General features: G+C 70.5%; 27 protein-coding genes. 23 read left to right on the top strand and 4 right to left on the bottom strand.

Translation table 11 applies throughout. The features are described 5' to 3' along the window. Positions 1–17: 17 nt before the first annotated feature. The 19 genes from AC3A3J_RS09520 (at position 18) to AC3A3J_RS09610 (ending at position 15,169) form a co-directional block, all read left to right on the top strand. Entirely contained in the window at positions 18–1,181 is a 1,164-nt protein-coding gene (locus tag AC3A3J_RS09520; protein ID WP_487672047.1) for a flagellar hook protein FlgE, read from the top strand. 94 nt (positions 1,182–1,275) lie between these two features. Next, positions 1,276–1,491 carry a flagellar FlbD family protein gene (locus AC3A3J_RS09525; protein WP_487672048.1) on the top strand — a complete coding sequence of 72 codons (216 nt, stop codon included), beginning with the start codon at positions 1,276–1,278 and terminating at the stop codon, positions 1,489–1,491. A gap of 4 nt (positions 1,492–1,495) precedes the next feature. Then, positions 1,496–2,290 (top strand): motility protein A, encoded by a 795-nt coding sequence (locus tag AC3A3J_RS09530; RefSeq protein WP_487672049.1) that lies wholly within the window; start codon positions 1,496–1,498, stop codon positions 2,288–2,290. Further along, positions 2,287–3,099, top strand: a complete 813-nt coding sequence (locus tag AC3A3J_RS09535; protein WP_487672050.1) for an OmpA/MotB family protein — start codon at positions 2,287–2,289, stop codon at positions 3,097–3,099. The genes AC3A3J_RS09530 and AC3A3J_RS09535 overlap by 4 nt, the downstream gene beginning before the upstream one ends. 5 nt (positions 3,100–3,104) lie before the next feature. Beyond that, positions 3,105–4,025 carry a flagellar motor switch protein FliM gene (locus AC3A3J_RS09540; RefSeq protein ID WP_487672051.1) on the top strand — a complete coding sequence of 307 codons (921 nt, stop codon included), beginning with the start codon at positions 3,105–3,107 and terminating at the stop codon, positions 4,023–4,025. After that, positions 4,025–4,684: a FliM/FliN family flagellar motor switch protein gene (locus AC3A3J_RS09545; RefSeq protein WP_487672052.1), complete on the top strand. Its 660-nt coding sequence runs from the start codon at positions 4,025–4,027 to the stop codon at positions 4,682–4,684. Before AC3A3J_RS09540 ends, AC3A3J_RS09545 begins: the two co-directional genes overlap by 1 nt. A 2-nt stretch (positions 4,685–4,686) precedes the next feature. Then, positions 4,687–5,103 carry a flagellar biosynthetic protein FliO gene (locus tag AC3A3J_RS09550; RefSeq protein ID WP_487672053.1) on the top strand — a complete coding sequence of 139 codons (417 nt, stop codon included), beginning with the start codon at positions 4,687–4,689 and terminating at the stop codon, positions 5,101–5,103. A 136-nt stretch (positions 5,104–5,239) separates the two neighbouring features. After that, positions 5,240–6,073 (top strand): flagellar type III secretion system pore protein FliP, encoded by an 834-nt coding sequence (gene fliP / locus AC3A3J_RS09555; RefSeq protein WP_487672054.1) that lies wholly within the window; start codon positions 5,240–5,242, stop codon positions 6,071–6,073. Next, the gene (fliQ, locus tag AC3A3J_RS09560; protein ID WP_314647729.1) at positions 6,073–6,348 is read left to right on the top strand and encodes a flagellar biosynthesis protein FliQ; all 276 of its coding nucleotides are present in this window, start codon (positions 6,073–6,075) and stop codon (positions 6,346–6,348) included. The genes fliP and fliQ overlap by 1 nt, the downstream gene beginning before the upstream one ends. After that, positions 6,348–7,109 carry a flagellar biosynthetic protein FliR gene (locus AC3A3J_RS09565; RefSeq protein WP_487672055.1) on the top strand — a complete coding sequence of 254 codons (762 nt, stop codon included), beginning with the start codon at positions 6,348–6,350 and terminating at the stop codon, positions 7,107–7,109. The genes fliQ and AC3A3J_RS09565 overlap by 1 nt, the downstream gene beginning before the upstream one ends. After that, positions 7,106–8,209, top strand: coding sequence for an EscU/YscU/HrcU family type III secretion system export apparatus switch protein (locus AC3A3J_RS09570; protein WP_487672056.1), 1,104 nt, complete (start codon positions 7,106–7,108; stop codon positions 8,207–8,209). Before AC3A3J_RS09565 ends, AC3A3J_RS09570 begins: the two co-directional genes overlap by 4 nt. Before the next feature lie 26 nt (positions 8,210–8,235). Next, positions 8,236–10,296 carry a flagellar biosynthesis protein FlhA gene (locus AC3A3J_RS09575; RefSeq protein WP_487672057.1) on the top strand — a complete coding sequence of 687 codons (2,061 nt, stop codon included), beginning with the start codon at positions 8,236–8,238 and terminating at the stop codon, positions 10,294–10,296. 84 nt (positions 10,297–10,380) lie between these two features. Next, on the top strand, positions 10,381–10,629 hold the full coding sequence (gene csrA, locus AC3A3J_RS09580) for a carbon storage regulator CsrA (RefSeq protein ID WP_487672058.1): 249 nt from the start codon (positions 10,381–10,383) through the stop codon (positions 10,627–10,629). Between the two features lie 120 nt (positions 10,630–10,749). Next, positions 10,750–11,235 carry a flagellar export chaperone FlgN gene (gene flgN, locus AC3A3J_RS09585; protein ID WP_487672059.1) on the top strand — a complete coding sequence of 162 codons (486 nt, stop codon included), beginning with the start codon at positions 10,750–10,752 and terminating at the stop codon, positions 11,233–11,235. Between the two features lie 3 nt (positions 11,236–11,238). Next, positions 11,239–12,645 carry a flagellar hook-associated protein FlgK gene (gene flgK / locus AC3A3J_RS09590; protein WP_487672060.1) on the top strand — a complete coding sequence of 469 codons (1,407 nt, stop codon included), beginning with the start codon at positions 11,239–11,241 and terminating at the stop codon, positions 12,643–12,645. A 25-nt stretch (positions 12,646–12,670) separates the two neighbouring features. Beyond that, positions 12,671–13,546 carry a flagellin N-terminal helical domain-containing protein gene (locus AC3A3J_RS09595; protein ID WP_487672061.1) on the top strand — a complete coding sequence of 292 codons (876 nt, stop codon included), beginning with the start codon at positions 12,671–12,673 and terminating at the stop codon, positions 13,544–13,546. Continuing rightward, the gene (gene fliW / locus AC3A3J_RS09600) at positions 13,543–13,932 is read left to right on the top strand and encodes a flagellar assembly protein FliW (protein ID WP_487672062.1); all 390 of its coding nucleotides are present in this window, start codon (positions 13,543–13,545) and stop codon (positions 13,930–13,932) included. The genes AC3A3J_RS09595 and fliW overlap by 4 nt, the downstream gene beginning before the upstream one ends. A 118-nt stretch (positions 13,933–14,050) precedes the next feature. Next, positions 14,051–14,365 carry an HU family DNA-binding protein gene (locus AC3A3J_RS09605; RefSeq protein WP_487672063.1) on the top strand — a complete coding sequence of 105 codons (315 nt, stop codon included), beginning with the start codon at positions 14,051–14,053 and terminating at the stop codon, positions 14,363–14,365. A gap of 117 nt (positions 14,366–14,482) precedes the next feature. After that, positions 14,483–15,169: a sigma-70 family RNA polymerase sigma factor gene (locus AC3A3J_RS09610; RefSeq protein ID WP_487672064.1), complete on the top strand. Its 687-nt coding sequence runs from the start codon at positions 14,483–14,485 to the stop codon at positions 15,167–15,169. Positions 15,170–15,172: 3 nt separating this feature from the next. On the opposite strand, the gene AC3A3J_RS09615 is transcribed toward AC3A3J_RS09610, so the two are convergent. Together AC3A3J_RS09615 and AC3A3J_RS09620 are read right to left on the bottom strand one after the other, a co-directional pair. Further along, the gene (locus AC3A3J_RS09615) at positions 15,173–16,261 is read right to left on the bottom strand and encodes an AAA family ATPase (protein ID WP_487672065.1); all 1,089 of its coding nucleotides are present in this window, start codon (positions 16,259–16,261) and stop codon (positions 15,173–15,175) included. Positions 16,262–16,540: 279 nt separating this feature from the next. Beyond that, positions 16,541–17,500 (bottom strand): NAD(P)H-quinone oxidoreductase, encoded by a 960-nt coding sequence (locus AC3A3J_RS09620; RefSeq protein ID WP_487672066.1) that lies wholly within the window; start codon positions 17,498–17,500, stop codon positions 16,541–16,543. A 71-nt stretch (positions 17,501–17,571) separates the two neighbouring features. Here AC3A3J_RS09620 and AC3A3J_RS09625 point away from each other — a divergent pair, with 71 nt between their 5' ends. Continuing rightward, complete coding sequence (locus AC3A3J_RS09625) at positions 17,572–18,525, top strand: L-lactate dehydrogenase (RefSeq protein WP_487672067.1); 954 nt, start codon at positions 17,572–17,574, stop codon at positions 18,523–18,525. Between the two features lie 39 nt (positions 18,526–18,564). Here the strand turns inward: AC3A3J_RS09625 and AC3A3J_RS09630 are convergent, their stop codons facing one another. Continuing rightward, a complete protein-coding gene (locus AC3A3J_RS09630; RefSeq protein WP_487672068.1) occupies positions 18,565–19,329 on the bottom strand; it encodes an SDR family oxidoreductase in 765 nt (254 codons plus the stop codon). A 101-nt stretch (positions 19,330–19,430) separates the two neighbouring features. Here AC3A3J_RS09630 and AC3A3J_RS09635 point away from each other — a divergent pair, with 101 nt between their 5' ends. Beyond that, the gene (locus AC3A3J_RS09635; protein WP_487672069.1) at positions 19,431–20,267 is read left to right on the top strand and encodes a helix-turn-helix transcriptional regulator; all 837 of its coding nucleotides are present in this window, start codon (positions 19,431–19,433) and stop codon (positions 20,265–20,267) included. A gap of 13 nt (positions 20,268–20,280) precedes the next feature. Here AC3A3J_RS09635 and AC3A3J_RS09640 read toward each other — a convergent pair whose 3' ends face one another. After that, a complete protein-coding gene (locus tag AC3A3J_RS09640) occupies positions 20,281–21,129 on the bottom strand; it encodes an aldo/keto reductase (protein ID WP_487672070.1) in 849 nt (282 codons plus the stop codon). Between the two features lie 44 nt (positions 21,130–21,173). Between AC3A3J_RS09640 and AC3A3J_RS09645 the strand changes: the two genes are divergently transcribed. Both AC3A3J_RS09645 and AC3A3J_RS09650 read left to right on the top strand, forming a co-directional pair. Next, positions 21,174–21,599 (top strand): YchJ family protein, encoded by a 426-nt coding sequence (locus tag AC3A3J_RS09645; protein WP_487672071.1) that lies wholly within the window; start codon positions 21,174–21,176, stop codon positions 21,597–21,599. A gap of 33 nt (positions 21,600–21,632) precedes the next feature. Next, entirely contained in the window at positions 21,633–22,364 is a 732-nt protein-coding gene (locus AC3A3J_RS09650; protein WP_487672072.1) for a zinc ribbon domain-containing protein, read from the top strand. Positions 22,365–22,368: the final 4 nt, after the last annotated feature.

Here is a 22,368-nt window from a genome sequence, read left to right on the forward strand (position 1 = left end):
ACAGAAGAGAGAACATCATGCTCCGCTCGCTCTACTCCGGCATCTCCGGCCTCCGCTCCCACCAGACCATGCTCGACGTCACGGGCAACAACATCGCGAACGTGAACACGGCCGGCTACAAGGCGTCGTCCGTGCTCTTCCAGGACTCGCTGTCGCAGCTCGTCGGCAACCCCGGCATCCCCGACGACCAGGTCGGCGGCCGCAACCCCGCGCAGGTCGGTCTCGGCGTGCAGGTCGCCGGCATCCGCACCAACTTCGCCCAGGGATCGGCGCAGGCGACCGGCCGCGGAGGCGACCTGATGATCTCGGGTGACGGGTTCTTCGCCGTGCGCGCCGGGGGAGAGACGCTCTACACCCGCGCCGGCGGCTTCTCGTTCGACCCGACGGGCAAGATGGTCACCGCCGACGGCGCCATCGTCCAGGGATGGGCGGCGCAGAACGGCGTGGTGAACACCGGCCAGGCGGTCGGCAACATCGTGCTCCCGCTCGACGCCGTCTCGCCGGCGCGCGAGACGACCACCGCGACCGTCACCGGCAACCTGCCGGCCACCGCCGCCGTGGGCGACGAGATCGTGCGCGACGTGACCGTCTACGACCCGCAGGGCGCGCCCTCGACCCTCAGCCTCACCTTCACCCGCACGGCCACCGGGTGGAACGTCGTCGAACCGACGAGCGGCGCGAGCGGCACGCTCGAGTTCGACGAGGGCGTGCAGACCGGCGGCGGTCTCGTTCTGAACGCCGGCGTGAGCATCGACCTCACGGCCGTGACCGGGTACGCGACGCTCTCGACCGTCGCGGTGACCGGTCAGAACGGCTCGGCCGCCGGCACCTTGAAGTCGTACAGCATCACCGGCGACGGCTCGATCGTCGGTACGTTCAGCAACGGCGCCACGCAGACGCTGGGCAAGATCGCGATGGCGACCTTCGCGAACCCGGAGGGTCTCGAGAAGGCGGGCGGGTCGTCGTACCGCGTGTCGGTGAACTCGGGCGCCGCACAGATGGGCGAGGCGGGGCAGGCCGGCTTCGGGAACCTCGTCTCGGGCACGCTGGAGATGAGCAACGTCGATCTCTCCCAGGAGTTCACGAACCTCATCGTGGCGCAGCGCGGCTTCCAGGCGAACGCGCGCATCATCACGACGAGCGACGAGGTGCTGCAGGAGCTCACGCAGCTCAAGCGCTGATCCGACGTCGACGGGGCTCGTCCGGGTTACCCCGGGCGGGCCCCGTCGCGATAGTCGGGGACGACCTGCCGCCCGCCTGCTCCCGGAGACTCCGATGATCACCGTCACCCGCCTCGACCGCACGCGGTTCGCGGTGAATCCTGACCTGATCGAACGGGTGCAGGCCTCGCCCGACACCACGCTGCACATGGTGGACGGGGGCGTCTACGTCGTCGCCGAGGCACTCGACGAGGTGGTCGACCTCGTCGTCGCCTACCGCGCGCGCGTGCTCGGTGCGGCGCAGGCGCTGACGCGCAGAGCGGGGGAGTGACGCCGTGGATCCCGCATTCCTGATCGGCGTCGTCCTCGCCTTCGGTGCCCTCGTCGCGATGATCACGATGGAGGGCGCGAGCTTCCAGGCGCTCTTCATCCCCGCCCCGATGATCCTCGTGCTCGGGTCGACGATCGGTGTCGGTATCGCGAGCCACACGCTGCGAGACACCCGCCTGGCCCTGTCGAGCCTCGGGCGGATGGTGCGCGGTCCGAAGATGACGCCCGAGGCGGTGATCCCGTTCCTCGTGGGCTACGCCGACAAGGCGCGCACCGAGGGACTGCTGGCCCTGGAGCAGGAGCTCGAGACCGCCCCGGATGCCTTCACGCGTCAGGCGCTGCAGGCCCTCGCCGACGGCACGGACGCCGAGGATCTGCGCTTGATGATGGACGACGAGATCACCGCCACGTCGTCACGCAACCGTGTCGCGTCGAAGTTCTTCGCCTCGCTCGGGGGCTATGCGCCGACCATCGGCATCGTCGGCACCGTCGTCTCGCTCACCCACGTGCTCGAGAAGCTCGACGAGCCCGACCACCTCGGTCCGATGATCGCCGCCGCCTTCGTCGCCACGCTCTGGGGCCTGTTGTCGGCGAACTTCATCTGGAATCCGATCGCCGGACGGCTGGGGCGCATCGGGGCCGTCGAATTGGAGCGCATGACGCTCGTCAGCGAGGGGATGCTCGCGATCCAGGCGGGCAGCGCGCCGCACCTGCTGCAGGAGCGCCTCGAGGCGATGTCGACCGTGAAGCCGGCGCAGCGACGGCAGAAGCGGGAGCAGGCCGTCGAGGAGACGCTGTGAGCACCGCCCGGCGCGGTCGCGGCCGCGCCCACCACGACGACGAGCACGACGAGCCGGATGAGCGCTGGGCCGTCTCGTACGCCGACATGGTGACGGTGCTGATGTGCCTGTTCATCGTGCTCTTCGCCGTGTCGAACGTCGACAAGACCAAGTTCCAGATGCTGGCCAACAGCCTCGCCACCGGGTTCGGGCAGGAGGAGGACAAGGGCGGCGCCGACACCTCCGAGGGCATGGTGATCCCGCCCGAGATGGAGACCGACGACGGCATCGAGGACCTCACGATGCGGGCGACCGCAGAGTACGAGTCGCTGGAGGAGCTGCAGGAGCGGATGCGTTCGGCCCTCGCGGTGCACGGTCTCGAGGGCACGGTGGAGTTCGTGATCGACGACCGCGGCCTGCAGGTCGGACTCATCGGCGCCGAGACGTTCTTCGCCGACAACAGCACCGATCTCTCCGGTACCGCGGACACGGTGCTCGACGTGATCGGCGACGTGCTGATCACGGTCGACAACCAGGTCAGCGTCGAAGGGCACGCCGACCATCGCCTGTCGGCGTTCCCGTTCCCGACGAACTGGGAGCTCTCGGGCGGAAGGGCGACCCAGGTCGCCCGGTTCCTCGTCGAGCACGAGGGCGTGGTGGGCGCGAGGGTGCGGGCGACCGCCTTCTCGGACACGCGTCCGATCGCACCCGGAGACACCCCCGAGGCGCTCGCGAGCAACCGTCGAGTCGACATCGTCGTCGAATCCGACGAGGAGGATCAGGTGCGGGCCCTCATCCCGGCCATCGCCGCGGGGACCGGAGAGGGTTGAGACGCATGACAGACACGATGGAGGAGCGCGCGATGTCCGCCACGACGGTGCGGGACGACCCCGCAGGTCGCTACCCCGCCTACGACTTCGGCCGGCCCGCGCAGCTCGGACGCGAGAGCATCCGCCAGCTGGAGGCGGCGTTCGAGTCGTTCGCGCGTCTCTGGTCGTCGCAGCTCACCGCGAAGATCCGCGTGCGCGCTCACCTCTCGTTGGAAGCCGTGGAGCTGGTGTCGTACCAGGAGTACGCCGACACCCTCCCGGCGACGACCGCGATGGTGGTGGGCTCGTTCGCGGAACGCGAGGAGCCCTGCGTGCTGCAGTTCGGTCTCGACAGCGCCCTGCTCTGGGTCGTGCAGATGATGGGCGGTCGCAGCACGATCGCCCCCGAGTCGCGCACCTTCACCCCGATCGAGCTGGCGCTCGTGCGCAATCTCACCGAGGGGACGTTGGAGCACCTCGCCGCGAGCCTCGGTGCGCTGCTGCCCGGAGAGCCCGTGTTCGCGGGCGTGCACTACAACCCGCAGTACCTGCAGGTCATCTCCGGGTCGGCGGCGGTCGTGGTCGCGCGCTACGCCATGCGCCTCGGCGACGCGGTGAGCGCGGCCACCGTGATGCTCCCCGCGTCGGCCGTGGTCGATCGGCTCGCCGCCGCGGTCCCCGATACGGGGGCCGTCTCGACCGGAGCCCAGGCGCTCGATCAGCTGCGCAGCACGCCGCTGGAGGTCGCGCTGCGTCTCACGCCGCTCACCATCGACGCCGGCGAGATCCTCGATCTGGCGCCCGGCGACCTGCTGCGGCTCCCGCACCCCGAGACCGCGCCGTTCGAGCTCGTCGCGGGGAGCACCCCCATCGCCCGTGCCACCCCCGGGAGCAGTGGCTCCCGGCTCACCTGCATGATCACCGCCCTCCCCGAGGAGACCCCCTGATGAGCACGTTCCACGCGACCGCTGTCGCCGCCGCCGTCGCCGGACGCCTGCCGTTCGGCTACCCCGTCATCCCCGCACCCTCGACCGACCCGGGCGCCACGGGCGAGGCCGTCGTGGTCGCCTTCGCGGGCGCCCCCGGGGCGCGCATCGCCCTGCAGGTGCTCGACCCGTCGCAGCTCGAGGACGGCTCGCCGTCCGCGCCGCTCGGCGATCGACTGCATCCCGTGTTCGAGTCCGCGGTGGCGGTGCTCGGCGCGGGAACCCTCGGAGACGGCGAACTGGTCGACGCCGCGGGGGCGTTCACGGCTCCCGGCGCCCAGGTGTTCGACATCGTCGACGCCGAGGGCGCCGTCGTGGCGCGCGTCGCGGTACGCATCGACGGAGCGCCCGGCGGCACCGCCGCCTCGGGATCGCAGCGGCTGAGTCGGATCGCGGGCGTGCAGATGGAGCTGGCGGTCGAGATCGGCCGCACGCGGATGCCCGTGCGCGATGTGCTGACCCTCGAGCCCGGGCGTGTGGTCGAACTCGACCGGGCGGCCGGGTCTCCTGCCGACATCCGCTTGAACGGCCGGTTGATCGGCCACGGCACGGTCGTCGTCGCCGACGGGGACTTCGCGATCAGGGTCGAGCGCATCCTCGATACGGCCGAGAGCGTCTGACCGTGGACGACATCCTCATCGCCCTGCGCATGGTCGTCGCCCTCGCCGCCGTCCTCGGGCTGCTGCTGTTCCTCAGCAGGCGTATGCAGAAGGCGGGGGCGAAGGGGGCGCATCCGCTCTCGGGCCTCGTCCCCGGCCGCCCCCGCGCCCTGCGCGGTCTCACGAACCCCCGCACGCTGCGCGGGCGCGCGACGGCGAAGGCGCGCCCCGAGAAGATCACGGTGGTGGCGCGGTCGGGGCTCGCCGGCAAGGCGCAGCTGGTCGTCGCCGAGTTCGGCGGTATCCGCTATGTGCTCGGGGTGACCGAGCAGGGGGTCAGCGTGGTCGACACGCAGGAGGCGCCGGCGCCGATCGACGACGAGGACGACGCCGCACCGCCCGCCGATCCGGACGGACGCGCGCTCAAGCCGGTCGCCTGATCCGCAGCGTCCGCGGCATCCGGCGCGAGCCGTCGGGTTACGGCGCGGCCGTCGCGCCGCGATAGTCGTCGACGAGCACGGATCGCTCTCCCCCTCGGCTACGGATCGGCCACCTCCTCGTCTCCGGAGCGCCGTCGTGCCCGCACCCGCCCCCGCCCTGCTGCCTGCGTGCGCCGTGCGCCGTACCGTGCGCGTCGGCGTCGTGGTGGCCGTCGCGCTCGGCGTCGCGGCCATCGCCGTGCTCGCGGGCGTCGGCGAGGGGGCCGCGCACGCCGCGATGCTGCCGACGCAGACGGGCGACGGCGAGGGCGTGACGATCAACGGCATCAACGGCACGCCCTCCGACAGCATCGTCACCCTGTTGGGCATCACGGTCCTGAGCGTCGCACCCGCGCTGCTGCTGATGATGTCGAGCTTCACCAAGATCTTCGTCGTGCTCGCCCTCACCCGGAACGCGCTGTCGCTGCCGTCGATCCCGCCCAACCAGGTGCTCGCCGGTCTGAGCCTGTTCCTGACGCTGTTCATCATGTGGCCCGTGCTCACCGACATCAACACGGTGGCCGTGAGTCCCTTCACGGCCGGCGAGGTGGACTTCGGGAGGGCGTTCGAGCTGGCGCAGGAGCCGCTGCGGCAGTGGATGCTGTCGTACACCCGCGAGGAGGACATCGCGCTGATGTACCGCGCGGCGCAGATGGACAACCCCGACGATCCCGCCGCCGTGCCGTTGCAGACCCTGATCCCGGCGTTCATGCTGAGCGAGCTGCGTGCGGCGTTCCTCATCGGGTTCATCATCTTCCTGCCCTTCCTCGTGATCGACCTCGTCGTCGCGAGCGCGCTGATGTCGATGGGCATGATGATGCTCCCGCCGGTGATGATCTCGCTGCCGTTCAAGATCCTGCTCTTCCTGCTCATCGACGGGTGGGGGATGGTCGTCACTGCGCTCGTCCAGTCGTACAGCGGAGGTGGCTGATGAGCCCGGAGGCGGTCATCGACATCGGTCAGGCAGCGCTCATCGTCGGGGCCAAACTCTGCGCACCGCTGCTCATCACGGCGCTCGTCGTCGGCTTCGCGATCTCGCTGCTGCAGTCGATCACGCAGGTGCAGGAGATGACGATCTCGTTCGTGCCCAAGCTCATCGCCGTCGGCATCGCTCTGCTCGTCAGCGGGCACTGGATGATCGCCGAGCTCATCGCCTTCTCGAACGAGATGTTCGCGCGCATCCCCGCGCTGTTGAACGGCGGCTGATGAACATCCCCATCGACTTCACGTGGCTCGAGGCGACCTCGTTGGCGGCCGTGCGCATCACCGCGTTCCTCGTGCTGGCCCCGCCGTTCAGCCACGGCACGATCCCCATGCGCATCCGCGCCATGCTGGGGGTGGGCCTCGCTCTCGCCGTCTCGCCCGTCGTCGCGGTCGGGTACGAACGCCTCGACACACCCGCTTTCCTGTTCGCCCTGGCCGGTCAGGCGCTCACGGGGGCGCTGCTCGGCTTCCTCGTGATGGCGCTGTTCAGTGCGATCCAGGGAGCCGGCCATCTCGTCGACACCTTCGGCGGGTTCCAGTTGGCGCAGGCCTTCGATCCGGGCATGGCGGTCAACGGCGCCCAGTTCACGCGCCTCTTCCAGGTGACGGCGATCCTGCTGCTCTTCGCCTCCGACGGCTATCAACTCGTCCTGGGCGGACTGTTCCGTTCGTTCGACGCGGTGCCCGTCGACGGGGTGATCGATCTCGCGCGTCCCGCCGATGCGCTGATCGGGGCCGCGGGCCAGATGATGCTCAGCGCGGTGCAGATCGCCGGACCGCTGCTCATCGTCCTGTTCCTCGCCGACGTCGGGCTGGGCCTCGTGAGCCGTGTGGCGCCGGCCCTCAACGCCTTCGCATTGAGCTTCCCCGTGAAGATCGGGCTCACCCTGCTGCTGGTCGCCTTCGTGTACGCGGTGCTCCCGGGTGTGGTGGCGGCCCTCGCCGACGATGCCGCGCGCCTGCTCCTGGGGGTGAGCGGATGAGCGACACCGACAGCGGCGAACGCACCGAGAAAGCCACCGAACGTCGCCTCAGGGAGGCGCGGCGCAAGGGGCAGATCGGTCGCAGCCAGGACTTCACGGCGTGGGTGTGCATCGCGGCGGCCGCGGTGATGGCGGTACCGACGATCGTCGCGTCGACGCAGCCTCTCACCGAGCTCTCGCTCGGCATCTCGCAGGTGGCGGCGCACCCGGCGGACGGCGCCGCGCTGGAGGCGCTCGGGGCGGCCTTCGGGTCGATGGGCGGCATCCTGCTGCCGATGATGCTCGTGGTGCTGCTCGCGACGGCGGCGACGGCCGTCGCCCAGGGCGGGGTGCACCTGCGCGGATTCACGATGCGGGCGGAGCAGTTCAACCTCGTGGCCGGCCTGAAGCGCGTGTTCGGGCGTCAGGCGTTGTGGGAGGGGGCCAAGGCGCTATTGAAGACCGCGGCGATCGGGCTCGCGCTCTGGATCGTCGTCGCCGGTCTCGTGCCCGTTCTCATGGCGAGCGGGAGCCACAACATCGCCTGGCTGCTCGAGCAGGCGGCGGGCGGCACGCTCGCGCTGTTGCAGGTCGCCGTCGTCGTGGGCATCCTGCTCGCCGCGATCGACGTCTTCGTGGTGCTGCGACGCAATCGCAAGCACACGCACATGACGAAGAAAGAGGCGAAGGACGAGCACAAGAAGACCGAGGGCGATCCGCTGATCCGTTCGCAGCGCCGGTCGCGGCAGATCGCCCTGAGCCGCAACCGGATGATCGCCGCCGTCGGCGACAGCGACGTGGTGCTGGTCAACCCGACGCACGTGGCCGTCGCCCTGCGCTACGAGCCCGGCAAGGCCGCTCCGCGCGTCGTCGCGAAGGGAGCCGGCGTGGTGGCGCAGAAGATCCGCGAGAAGGCCGAGCAGAGCGGGGTGCCGCTCGTGCGCGACGTGCCGCTGGCGCGAGCCCTGCACGCGGCGTGCGACGTCGGGCGCGAGATCCCCGAGGGGCTGTACACCGCCGTCGCGCAGGTGCTCGCGTTCATCGAGCACCTGCGGCGTCGCGGGTCGGCGCGGGGCACGCACACCATGCCGTTCGCGAGCACGAGGGACCGCGGGCTCTGAACCGCGGACGACGAGAGGAAGAGGCCATGTTCGGACAGCTGATCACGAAGGCGGGGGTACCCGTCGGGGTGGTGGGCATCATCCTGCTGCTGATCGTGCCGATCCCCACCGGGCTGCTCGACGTGCTGATCGTGCTCAACATCTCGTTCGCGCTGCTCATCCTGCTGACGGCGATGTTCGTGAAGAAGCCTCTGGACTTCTCCGTGTTCCCCAGCCTGCTGCTGGTGGCCACGCTCTTCCGGCTCGGACTCAACGTCGCCTCCACGCGCCTGGTGCTCAGCGAGGCGCATGCCGGGCAGGTCATCCAGGCGTTCGGCGAGATCACGATCAGCGGGTCGCTGGTGATCGGCGCGGTCATCTTCCTCATCCTCACGGTCATCCAGTTCGTCGTGGTCACGAAGGGCGCCGAGCGCGTCGCCGAGGTGGGGGCGCGCTTCACCCTCGATGCGATGCCGGGCAAGCAGATGGCGATCGACGCCGATCTCAATGCCGGACTCATCACCGAGCAGGAGGCGCGTGAGCGCCGGGCCGCTGTGGCCGCCGAGGCCGACTTCTACGGGGCGATGGACGGCGCGTCGAAGTTCGTCAAGGGCGACGCGATCGCGGGCATCGTGATCGTGATCATCAACTTCGTCGGCGGCATCATCATCGGCATGGTGCAGCACGGGATGGAGGTCGGCGATGCCCTGCAGACCTACAGCATCCTGACCATCGGCGACGGCCTGGTCACGCAGATCCCCGCCCTGCTGATGGCCGTCTCGACGGGCATGATCGTCACCCGCGAGAACGTCGAGTCGGAGATGGGGCAGGCGGCGGGGCGCCAGCTGCTGCAGTCCCGCGCCGCGCTGGTCATCACCGGGCTCGCCGCCGTCGCGATGGGGTTCATCCCCGGCATGCCGCTGCTCGTCTTCGGGGCGATCGGTGCGGTGCTGCTGTTCGCCGCGTCACGCGTCAAGGCGAACGAGGAGCGGGCGGCCGCGCACGCCGCCGAGGAGCAGGAGCAGACCGCCGCCGATGCCGCCGCCGAGTCGTCCGACGAGCTGATGGAGCGCATGCGCGTGCACGCGCTCGAGATCTCGCTGTCGCCCGATATCGTCGACCTCGCCGCCGGGGGAGCGGGCGACCTGCTCGGCCGCGTGAAGGCGCTGCGTCGCAAGCTCGCGATGGAGATCGGGATGCTCATGCCGCCCGTCCGCACCCGCGACAACATCGAGCTGCCGGCCGAGACGTACGCCCTCCTCATCGCGGGCGTCGAGGTCGGCCGCGGAGAAGTGCCCCGCGGCCACGTCCTGGCCATCGGCGCGGGCCTCGAACAGCTGCCGGGCACGGCGGTCGTCGATCCGGTCTTCGGATTGGAGGGCAAGTGGGTGCCGGCCGAGATGTCGCACGCGGCCGACATGGCCGGGGCGACGGTGATCGATCGGGCGAGCGTGATCATCACCCATCTGTCCGACGTGGTGCAGGCCAACGCCGAACGGCTGCTTTCGCTCGAGGACGTCCGCCAGCTCACCGAGCATCTGCGCCAGTCGAGTCCGACGACCGTCGAGGAGCTCACCCCCGCCGTGCTCTCGCTCGCGGCGATCCAACGGGTGCTCGCGGGTCTGCTCGCGGAGCGGGTGCCGATCAACGATCTCACCCGCATCTTCGAGGCGCTCGCCCTGCGCGGGAAGGTCTCGACCGACACCGCCGGACTGGTCGACGCGGCACGAAGCGCACTCGGGCCCGCCATCGCGGCCCGCTTCGCCCAGGACGGGCGGCTGCGCGTGGTGATGTTCGAGCCGGTGCTCGAGCAGCAGATGCTCGAGGGCATGCGGGTCGTCGACGGCGCGCCGCAGATCGTCCTGCCGCCCGACGCCACGATGCAGGTCATCGACAGCGTCCGGTGCACGATGACCGAGCTCGACCCGTCGGGTCCCGAGCCGGTGCTGGTGTGCGCGCCGACGCTGCGGGCGGCCGTGCGGCGCCTGGTCGCTCCGCAGGTGCGCGGTATCGTCGTGCTGTCGTACGACGAGGCCGCCGCCGGAGGGCTCGCCACGGACGTCGTCGGCGTTGTGCGGTTGGCGCCTTCGGCGCTGCCGAGCGCCTAACGGGTGCATCCGCTCGTTTACGAGGGAATGCAGTACCGTGGTCACGACTGCGCGTGAGCGCGCCGGCCACGGAAGGCGGATGGGTTGCTGGTACTGACGAGACGCGCCGACGAGAGCATCGTGATCGGCGACGACATCACCATCACCATCCTCGCCGTGACGCCGGGCGGCGTGCGGGTCGGGATCGATGCGCCGCGCGACATGCGCATCCATCGCGCCGAGATCGTCCTCGCCGTGCAGGATGCGAACAAGGATGCCGTCGCGGCGGCGTCCGACGGCTCAGCCGAGGATGCCCTGCGGAAGGCCCTCGGAGGCGCATCTCACGTCGACTGAAATCGGTCGATGGGTAGTTCTGCCCATGCTCCCCGAGTTACTGCGGTTACCGGTGTCGCGATAGTCGTGGGGGATGGCGGGTGAACCGTCGTCCCGACCCGATCCGACGAGGTGATTGACGTGGCCGCCGCCCACGACCTGAGCATGCAGCTGATGCGCGAGCGCGAGTTGCTCGAACTGCTGCTCTTCAAGCTCGACGTGCAGCAGACGCTCCTGGCCACCGGCCGCAACCGGTGGATCCGGCACGCCGTGACGGAGATCGAGCGCGTGCTCGCTGCGATGCCGACGGTCGCCCTCTCGCGCGACACGCTCGTGGTCGCGGTCGCCGACGAGTGGGGTGTCCCCGAGGCATCGACGCTCAGCGAGCTGATCGATGCCGCGCCCACCGACGCCTGGCGCGAGGTGTTCTCTGAGCACCTGCGCAGCATGAGCGCCCTCGCAGAGGAGATCGAGCAGATGAAGCAGATCAACGAGCAGCGCCTGCGCACGGCGATCCGTGTGACCCAGGAGACCATCGCCGGTCTCGGCGTGCCGAGCGGCGAGTACGCCGCCGACGGTGAGGTCGTCCGCGACGCCGATGCCCGACTCCTCGACACGAGGGCGTGAGACATGTCGTCGTTCGCAGGTCTTCGCCTCGCCGAATCCGCACTCTCGGCGGCCCGCGCCGGCATGACCGTGACCGGTCAGAACATCGCCAATCAGACCACGCCGGGATACACGCGGCAGCGCGTCGAGCAGGCGCCGGCCGCCGCCCCCGGGCTCGCCGGCCTCTGGCGCACGGGCTTCGCGATCGGCGGCGGGGTCGATATCACGGGCATCGCGCGGCTCGGGGACGAGGTCCTCGACGCGCGCGTGCGGGACGCCCTCGCGACATCGGGCTTCTGGACGGCCCGGGCATCCGCCGCCGTCCAGGCCGAGAAGGCGATGGCCGAGCCCACGAAGCAGGGACTCGCGGCGAACCTCGACCGGTTCTGGGCCGGATGGTCGGATCTCGCCAACACCCCGGACGGTGCAGCGGCGCAGGTGGTCCTGACCAACGCGCAGGTGCTGGTCGGGCAGATCGGTGCCGGCTACGACGCGGTCGCCGGCCAGTGGGCCGAATTGCGCGGCGCCGTCGACAGGCAGCTCGCCGAGGTGAACTCCCTCGCGGGGCAGGTCGCGACCCTCAACGGTCAGATCCGCGAGGCACTGCAGTCGGGGCGCAGCGCGAACGAACTCATCGATCAGCGTTCCACCCTCGCCCAGCAGCTCTCCTCGATCGTCGGAGCGACGGGCGTCCCCGAAGCCGACGGCACCCTCACTCTGCGGGTCGACGGTAACGCCCTCGTGTCGGGCGATTCCGCGCGCGCGCTGGTCGCGAGCGGCCCACGGGACATCGCGGATGCGGGACGCGTCACCGTGGCCTGGGCCGATCGCCCCGGCGTGCCGGTGCCGGTGGTCGGCGGCACGATCGGCGGATCCCTCAGCGCCCTCGCCCCGGCGAATGACGGGGGCTCCCTCGCCGCGGTCGCCCGCGCCTACAACGAGACAGCGACCGCCCTCGCTGCGGCCGTGAACGACGTGCACCGATCGGGCGTCACCGCAGCGGGCACCGCGGGCGGCGACTTCTTCGCTCTCGACCCGTCGGCGCCGCCGGCGCGCGGTCTGCGCGTCGTGCCGACGTCTCTCGCCGACCTCGCGCTGTCGGCTCCGGGCGCCGGGCCGAAGGACACCACGATCGCCGATCGCCTCGGCGCGCTGGCCACCTCGGCGACGGGACCGAGCGCGACCTGGGGCGCCTTCGTCACCGGGTTCGCGGTGTCGGTGGCCGGCGATCTGCAGCGCGCCGACATCGCCGAGTCGGGGGCGGTCGCCGCCGTGACGGCGCAGCAGTCGAATGCATCGGTCGACGGCGACGAGGAGACCATCAACCTCCTCACCTACCAGACCGCCTATCAGGCCGCTGCCCGCGTGCTGACCACCATGGACGAGGCGCTGGACCTCCTCATCAACCGCACCGGCCTCGTCGGCCGCTGAGCAGGGAGACGACATGATCGGCCGAGTGACGAGCACCACCATGACCCAGCAGTCGCTGCGCACCCTGCAGGGCACCCTCGCCGACCGCGAGCTGCTGCAGTACCAGGCCTCGTCCCAGCGGGCGTTCCGCTCGCCCAGCGACGACCCGGCCGCTGCGGCGACGACTCTCGGGGTGCACGGCGAGCAGTCGCGCGTCGCCCAGTTCGCGCGCAACACCAGCGACGGCATGGCCTGGGTGACGACGGTCGACACGGCGCTCGGAGCGAGCGCCGACCTGCTCAACCGGGCGCGCGACCTCACCGCTCAGGGCGCGAACTCCGGTGCGCTCAGCCCGACCGCTCGCGAGTCGATCGCGCAGGAGCTCGAGACGATCAGCGCCGAGCTGCTCGCGCAGGCGAACACCACCGTGCTCGGCCGCAACGTGTTCGCCGGCACGAGCGACGCGGGCGCGGCCTTCGCCCCGGGGACCTTCGCCTATCAGGGCACTCCGGGGAGCAGCGTGCAGCGCCGCATCAGCGACAACGAGACGGTGCGGGTCGACTTCGACGGTTCGCAGGCGTTCGGCGAGGGGGCGGGGAGCGCCTTCGCGCTGCTGAACGACATCGCGACGGAACTGCGCAGCGGTGCCGACGTGAGCGCCCGTCTCGACGACATCGACGCCCGCCTCACTGCGGTCGTCGCCGCGCGGGGTGCGACCGGTGCGCGGCAGGTGCAGCTGGAACGCGCGTCGTCGCTCCATCTGGCATCGTCGACCGACCTCGAGGCGCGACGGGCCGAGGTCGAGAACGTCGACAGTCTCGAGGTGCTCGTGCGGTTGCAGTCCGCCGAGCTCGTCTTCCAATCCGCCCTGCAGGTGACGGCACGGTCGCTGCAGACCAACCTCCTGGAGTTCCTGCGATGAGCGTCGACGGCACCACCCCCGCGAGCGTGACCTTCGCGGCCCCGATGCCGGGCCTGCATCCCTACACGGATTTCTCGCTGCAGGCGGTCGACGGCGCCGCCGGACTCTTCGCGTTGCGCTCTCTCGAGGCCGACGTGCGGCTGTTCCTCCTCGACACGTCCGACGGTCCCGGCGAGTATCGGCCGCGTCTGCCCCCTGTCGCCCTCGACGAGATCGGGGCCGCCGGGGTGGACGATGTGCGCGTGCTCGTCGTCGCCAACCCCGCCGACGACGGCATCCACCTCAATCTCCGTGCACCGCTGGTCGTGCATCGACAGACCGGTCGCGCCCTGCAGGTGATCCTCGACGATCAGGACTATCCGCTGCGCGCCCGGCTCGGCGGCTGAGCACTCGAAGATCAGGTGAACTCTCGGTTCACCGCAGATATCAAGAAAGAACGACTATCCTCGGGGGACCGGGCTGGGGACCCGCCCGTGGAGCGAACGACTTACTGGGGGTAAGTGAATGAGCACATCCAAGACGTTCGATGCGAATCGCGTCAGCAAGAGGGAGTTCGTGCAGCGCTTCGCGCGGCGCGGGGGCATCTCCGTCCAGGCCGCGCAGACGGCGTACACCGCGATGATCGATGAGCTTCTCGATCTGGTGGGCCAGGGGCACACGGTGACCCTGACGAACTTCGGCAAGTTCTACCCGCAAGCCCACAAGGGGCACCGCGTGCAGTTCGCGAAGGACGACGGCTCCGCAGAAGTGAACGACTACACGGTGCTGAAGTTCTCGGCCACGCGCGAGGTCAATCGCCGCGTGCAGGTGAACGACTGACGACACGCCGCGGCACGCGGCGCCGCGTGTGGTTCAATGAGGATTCCGGCCACCGCGCGGTGGCTGCGCTGTGGGCTGCTGGGGAGGGCTTGCACCGACAGTGAAAGGCGCCGCTCCATGTCGTTGGGTGCTCGGAATCAGCTCGTCGTCGAACACCTGCACATCGTGCGGGCGGCGGCGGCGAGCCTCGCGTCGCGGCTCACGCAGGTGGCGCGCGACGATCTGCTCTCCGCGGGGTCGTACGCGCTCGTGCGCGCGGCGGATCGATTCGACGACACGCTCGGTGTGCCGTTCGGCGCCTTCGCACGCGGCCGCGTCGACTGGGCGCTGAAAGACGAGCTGCGCGCGATGGACTGGGCGCCGCGCGAGGTCCGGTCCCGCGCGAAGGACGCCGCCGCCGCGCGCGAGCGTCTCACCGGGTCTCTGCGACGCCAGCCGACCGTGGCGGAGGTCTCGCAAGAGCTCGGCCTCCCAACGAAGACCGTGCGCGATGCTCTCGCCGTCGCCGACCTGCGGATGCTGAGCATCGATGCCGACGAGGTCCGCGAGACCGCGTGGTCGGGCCACCTGCCCGACGAACTCGTGGCGGCGGAGGAACGCGACGCCTTCCTCCGCCGGGCCGTCGAGGCGCTGCCTGAGCGCAAGCGCTGGATCATCCGCGCCGTCTACTTCGACGAGCGCACGGTGGGCGAGATCGCGAGGGAGCTCGGCGTCTCGCACGCGGCCGTGTCGCAGCAGCGCGCCGAGGCGGTGCGGATGCTGCGCCAGACGTTGCAGCGGCACGACATAGCCGCCGCCGGATAGTCGTCAGAGCGGGTAGCCGAACGTCGCCTGTCCGACGAGCGTGAGCGTGACGGAGGTCGGGTAGATCTCCGGCTCGTCGTCGTGGTCGTCGAGCAGTTCGAGGCGATCCACGGGTACGAGGATCGTCCCGTCGTTCTCGAACACGAGGTCCTGCGGCACGAACGAGGCGAACATCGAGCGCATGCCGTGACGCAGTTCGAAGGTGCGGCCCACATCGCCGCGTTCGAACAGGTTCACCTCGGTCTCGTCGGCCCAGACGCGGCCGTCGGGGAAGCGCGCCTCGATGCGGTAGATGCTCGGCTCGACCGACTTGATGTTCAGATCGTCCACGATCTCCGAGAAGACCGACCCGGCGTGGTCGAGTTCGAACGCGATCGCCCGCAGGTGGTCGTAGTTCAGCCGTGCCCGGCGCGAGAACAGGGCGACGTTCTCGATCTCGACGGGGTCGGCGTGCGGCGCCTGGTCGCGCAGGTACTGGCGCACGTCGTCGGGCCCCGGGTACGCGAATCGCATGTGGTAGTGGAAGCGTCCAGGGCGGTTGACGAGGTAGGTGCTCACCTCCGACACGTCGTTCACGGTGAGGCAGTAGATGCGCTTGACGGCCGAGAGGCCGTCGAACAGCGTGAGGAACTGGTTCTGCCGGTTGGCGCCGTCGCCGAGGCTGCGTCTGCCGAGCGGGAACGTCTTCTCGAACTCGTCGAAGACGACCAGGCACTCGTCGAGGCTGTCGAGGAACTCCACGATGCCGTCGTGGTCCTCGGCGACGACGACGACGGGCAGGTCGTGCTGACGAGCACGCTCGGCGAGCATGCGAACGAACATCGTTTTGCCGATGCCCTTGTCTCCCGAGAGCATCACTCCCAGGCTGCGCTCGGCCCGGGCGTACGCGGCGAAGATCTTCTCGACCTTCGACTCTCGACCGCCGTAGACGCGTTCGCTTCCGACCGCGAGGTCGTCGATGCGAACGAGACTGAACCCCTCCTTCGCGGTGAAGTGCACGCGATAGGTGCCGTGGGGGAACATCTCGTGGGTGCGCACGGCGTCGTCGTAGACGCGGACGTGCCCGCCCGTCTCGATGTAGGTGCTCGTCACGTCAACGTCCTCCTGGCCGATCTTCTCCCCGATATTGATATATCGGCCCGGTTCCTCGCGCCGTAAGGGTGGGCTCGAAAGATCTCGACCGGGCAGGGGAGAGGCCCCTGCAGACAGGGGGAGGTGCGCAGGGGCCTCGAGAAGACGGCGGGGGGCCGTCTGGTATACCATTCCACGTCCGTGCGGGACGCGCCAAGCGGGGCTGGCGACCGGGCGCGTCGGGTGGCGACCGCCGTACGGACGCCCCGTCGAGCTTCGGGTGGTCGCCCGGCGGAGAGGTCACGCGCGAACGGCGAGCACGACCTTCCCCACGTGACCGCCGCGGGCGAGCACGGCATGGGCCACGGCAGCGTCCTCCAGCGGATGCACCGCCTCCACGGGAACGCGGATCGTTCCGTCCTCCACGAGGGGCCACACCAGCTCTCGTGTGCGGCGCAGGATGCGCGCCTTGTCGTCTACGCCGCGCGAGCGCAGGGTCGTGCCGATGACCCGCGCCCTCCGGGCCATGAGCGCGCCCACGTCGAGCGTCCCCGTGCTCCCGCCGAGCGTGCCGATCACGATGAGACGGCCGAACTCCGCCAGCATCCGCACGTTCGCGTCCAACGTCGGCCCCCCGACGACGTCCAGGATGACGTCGACTCCGCCGAGGGCCGCGACAGCGGTGCCGACGTCGTCGGTGTGGCGGTTCCACGCCCGCTCCGCGCCGAGCTCCTCCGCGCGACGCACCGCCTCGTCCGAGCCGACGGTGGTGAAGACCCGCGCGCCCGTCGAGCGTGCGAACTGGAGGGCGAACGAACCGATGCCGCCGGTGCCGCCATGCACCAGCACGCGCGCGGGCGGGATGCCCTCGGCGGGAGAGAGCGGCAGACCGGCCTCCAGCACGAGGTTCGAGACGACGGTCGCCGCGACCTCCACCAGGCCCGCCGCTTCGATCGGGGACACCCCGCGGGGCATCGGCAGGAGCTGCGCTTCGGGAACGGCGACGGTCTCGGCATAGCCGCCGCCGGCCAGCAGCGCGATGACGTCCTCTCCGGTGTCCCGCCGCCGACCGGACACCTCTAGGCCCAGAATCGGCGACGCTCCGGGCGGCGGCGGATAGTTCCCGGCCGCCTGGGCGAGGTCGGCGCGATTGACACCGGCGGCGATGACGTCGACGAGCACCTCGCCCGCGGCGGGTCGCGGCTCCGGGATGTCCTGGATCTCGAGACGATGATCGGTGGTGACGACGACGCTGCGCATCCCTCCACGGTAGTCCCGCGCACCGGCGGCGGCGCTGGAGGCCGTCGCCGCCGTGCTGCCACACTGGGCGCATGGAGATCATCGAGAACTCGAAGCTCACGGTCGTCGGCGCGGGCAGTGTGGGGTCGAGCGTCGCGTACGCCGCGCTCATCCGCGGCTCGGCGCGTCACGTCGCGCTGTACGACATCGCGCAGGAGAAGGTCGAAGCCGAGGTGCTCGACCTCGCTCACGGCACGCAGTTCACCGGCAGCAGCGACATCACGGGCGGCAGCGACGTCTCGGTCGCCGCCGGATCGCACGTCGTGGTCATCACGGCCGGCGCCAAGCAGAAGCCCGGTCAGACGCGCATCGAGCTCGCCGAGGTCAACGCGGGGATCATCCGCGGGATGATGCCGCAGCTTCTCGAGGTCGCGCCGAACGCGGTCTACGTGATCGTGACCAATCCCTGCGACGTCCTGACGGTGATCGCCCGGGAGGAGACGGGCCTGCCGCCCGCGCGCATCTTCGCCTCCGGTACGGTGCTCGACACCTCTCGCCTGCGATGGAAGCTGGCGCAGCGCGCCGGGGTCTCGACCGCGAGCGTGCACGCGCACATCGTGGGCGAGCACGGCGACACCGAGTTCCCGCTGTGGTCGAGAGCGACGATCGGCACCGTGCCGCTCCTGGAGTGGGAGACGCCCGAGCATCCGCCCATCACTCTCGACGAACTCCGCGAGATCGCCGTCGACGTGCGCGATGCCGCCTACAAGGTGATCCGGGGCAAGGGGGCGACGAACTACGCGATCGGTCTGTCGAGCGCGCGCATCGTCGAGGCGATCCTCGGCGACGAGCATGCGGTGATGCCGGTCAGCACCGTGCTGCACGACTTCCACGGTATCGACGGAGTGGCGCTGTCGGTGCCGTCGATCGTCAGCGCCTCCGGCGCCGTCCCGATCCGCACCACCTCGTTCTCCGACGAGGAGCTCTCGCTGCTACGGCAGTCGGCCGACGCCCTCTCGGCGGCCGCCAGGTCGCTGCGTCGTTGAGCGTCGACGGGGCGTCGAGGTGGCGACGCCCCGTCCGTCTCACTTCCCGTGCGGGTCGATGCGGTTGAGCGCCGCGACGACCTCGGGATAGTCTCCCCGCGCCTCCCCGTACCGCAGGAACTTCACGCTCTCGACCTGGATCTCCGTCGCGTCCGGCTGCGCCTCGATGAGCTGCATCACCTCGTCGACGAAGGCGTCGAGGGGCATCGCCTGCTCGTTCTCGGCGTGACCGGGCATCAGATCGGTGCGCACGGCCGGCGGCTCGAGTTCCATCACCGAGACGCCCGTGCCTGCGAACTGCAGCCGCAGCGACTCGCTGAGCATGTGGATCGCCGCCTTCGTCGCGTTGTAGGTCGGCGTGACGCGGAGCGGGGCGAAGGCGAGGCCGGACGACACGGTCATGATGGTGGCGGACGGTCGCGACTGCAGATGCGCGGTGAGGGCGGCGATCAGCCGGATCGGCCCGAGCAGGTTGGTCGTCACCGTCGCTTCGGCGGTGTCGAGCAGGCCGTCGGCGGAGCGCCAGTCCTCGACGCGCATGATGCCCGCCATCGCGATCAGGGTGTCGAGGGCCGGATGTGCATCGAGCACATCGGCGACGGCCGCGCGGATGCTGTCGGCGTCGGCCGTGTCGATGCGCACGGCGTGGAGGCCCGGATGCTCCGCGACGATCGCCGCGAGGCGGTCTTCGCGACGCCCGCCGACGATCACCGTGTTGCCGCGGTCGTGCAGGGCGAGGGCGAGGGCCAGGCCGATGCCGCTGGTCGCGCCGGGGATGAAGATGGTGTTTCCGCTGATGTTCATGACCCCAGAGTGCGCGCGCGACGCCGTGCTCTCCAGAGAGCCGTGATCGGAGGACGGGCGGTCCCTGGATGCGGCGACGGATGCCGCGGCATACTGCTGAAGTGGATCGAGAAGCGCTGACCGACTTCCTGCTGCGGCGACGAGAGGGGCTGAGCCCGCAGGACGTGGGGTTGCCCTCCGGCTCCCGACGCCGCACGCCCGGCCTGCGGCGCGAGGAGGTGGCGCAGCTCGCGACGATGTCGACCGATTACTACACGCGTCTCGAGCAGCGACGCGGCCCCCAGCCGAGTGTGCAGCTCCTGGCATCGTTGGCCAGGGCGCTGCGTCTCACGGAGGACGAGCGCGACTGCCTGTACCGGTTGTGCGGCCACAGCGCTCCCGACCGCGCGCGGCTCACGGACTATGTGCGGCCGGGCATGCTGCGCGTGCTCGACCGTCTCCACGACACCCCGGCGTTCGTCGTCTCGGTACTCGACGAGGTGCTCGTGCAGAACGATGCGGCGCGCGCCGTGCTCGGCGACGCCCGCGCGCTGACGGGTCTCGATCGCAGTGGCATCTACCGCTGGTTCGCGCACCCGGAGACCGAGCGTCATCGCTACCGCGAGGTGGATCATCCACGGCAGAGCCGTGCGCTCGTCGCCTCGCTGCGTGCCGCGCTCGGGGTGATGGGCGAGCGGTCGCGTGCGGGCGAGATCGTCGCGGAGCTCTCTCGGCGCAGCGGCGAGTTCGTCGAGCTGTGGGACGCCCACGAGGTGGCCAGGCGTTTCGAGCAGCACAAGGTGATCGTGCATCCCGAGGTCGGCGAGATCGAGGTCGACTGCCAGGCCCTGTTCACCGAGGACGAGTCCCAAGCCCTCATCGTGCTCACAGCCGCGCCGGGCAGCGAAGCCGCGGGGAAGCTCGACCTCCTCCGCGTCCTCGGCACCCAGCGCGTCTGACGGTCGGGCGGTCTCAGCTCTCCTCGTGGCGGGCCGGGTCGGCGTCGAAGAGTCGGCCGTCCGGTCGCGCGAGCGCGGTGAGCGCGGCCACCTCCGCGTCGTCGAGCGTCACATCCGCCGCCTGAATGTTCGCGAGCTGATGCGCCGTCGACGACGCCTTGGGGATCGACACGACGCCGCGGGCGATGTGCCAGGCCAGCACCGTCTGGGCGGCGGTCGCGTCGTGGGCTGCTGCGATCTCACGCACCACCGGCTCGTCGAGCAGCTCCTTCGCGCGACCCAGCGGGCTCCAGGCCTCGGTGAGGATGCCGTGCTCGCGGTGGTACGCGAGCTGCTCCTCCTGCGGGAAGTACGGGTGCACCTCGATCTGGTTCACGACCGGGCGCACGCCGGTCTCGCGCTCGATCCGCTCGAGGTGCTCCGGCAGGAAGTTCGAGACACCGATCTGACGCACGATCCCGCGTTCCTGCGCCTCGACGAGCGCGGCCCAGGCTTCGACGTACTCGTCCTGGCTGGGGTTGGGCCAGTGGATGAGGTGCAGGTCGGTCGCGTCCAGGCCGAGGCGCGAGCGGCTCTCCTCGATGCTGGCGCGTGCCCGGTCGCGGCCGTGGTGTCGACCGGGGAGCTTGGTCGTGACGATGATCTCCTCACGTGCGACGGACGCCGCGGCGACCCCGCGCCCGACCGATCCCTCGTTCTCGTAGTTGAAGGCCGAGTCGACCAGGCGGTAGCCGGCGTCGAGAGCGGCGGAGACGGCCTGCGCGCCGGCGTCGCCGTTCAACGCGTAGGTGCCCAGCCCGATCGCCGGGAGGGCGAAGCCGTTGTGGGCGGTGAAGGTGGGGACGACAGGCGTGGTGCTCACGGGGTGCTCCTTCTCGGTGGGTCCTCCGAGCGTACGCTGGGACGATGACCTGCGAGGCCGAGACATCGAACGGCGGCACCGTGCTCGATCCGGCGGAGCGGTGCCCCTGTTCGTCCGGCGACGTCTTCGGATCGTGCTGCGGTCCCTTCCTCTCGGGCGCGTCGACCGCGCCGACCGCGGAACGACTCATGCGTTCGCGGTACTCGGCGTTCGCGCTCGGGCGGTCGGCGTATCTGCTCGACACCTGGCATCCGTCGACCCGTCCCTCCCGCCTCGAGCCAGACGCGGGCTTGGTGTGGCGCCGCCTGATCATCGTCGACCGCGAGGCGGGTGGGCCCTTCGACGACCGTGGGGTGGTCGAGTTCGAGGCGCACTGGCTGCACGACGGCGAGCGCGGCAGGCTGCACGAACGCAGCCGCTTCGTGCGCGAGGGTCGACGGTGGCTGTACGTCGACGGCGCGGTCCGGTGACGGGTGTCGGGGGCAGACGATAGATTTGAGAGCGTGAAAGCCACCCCCGCGGACCAGCGCGTCCTGCTCGACATCGCCGACCTCGACCGTCGGATCGCCCAGGCCGATCGCGCCAGGACCCACCCGTCCCAGGCCGGGCGCATCAACGAGCTCGTCGCGATCCGTCAGGATCAGCTCCGCGAGCTCACGACGCTGACCGGTGTTCGTGACGACGCTCGCGCCGAGCTCACGCGCATCGAGTCCGACGTGGTCATCGTCGAGCAGCGTCGTGCTCGCGACGCCGAGCGGCTCGCTGTCGCGACCGACCCGAAGCAGGCGCAGGCGCTCGAGCACGAACTCGCGAGTCTGGCGCGGCGTCAGAGCGACCTCGAAGACGCGCAGCTCGAGGTCATGTCCCGCGTCGAGGAGGCCGAGGCCGCCGTCGACGCGCAGCAGGCGCTCCTCGACATCACGACCGCCGAGGGGGCGTCGCTGACGGCGGCGGGGAAAGCCGATGTGGCGGCGGCGGCCGAGCTCGGCGTGCAGTTGGCACGCGATCGTGCGGCGGTCGCCGAGACCATCCCGGCCGATCTTCTCGCCGAGTACACCCGGCGTGCGACCAACAACACCGGCGCGGCGCTGCTGACCCGCGGCACGTGCGAGGGGTGCCGCATCGTTCTGCCGGGCAGCGACCTGGCCGAGATCCGCCGCGCGCCCGACGACGAGGTCGTGTCCTGCCCGGAGTGCGGATGCATCCTCGTCCGCACCGAGGAATCGGGGCTGTGACCGC

It is taken from the genome of Microbacterium sp. Soil_N32 (assembly GCF_057655505.1).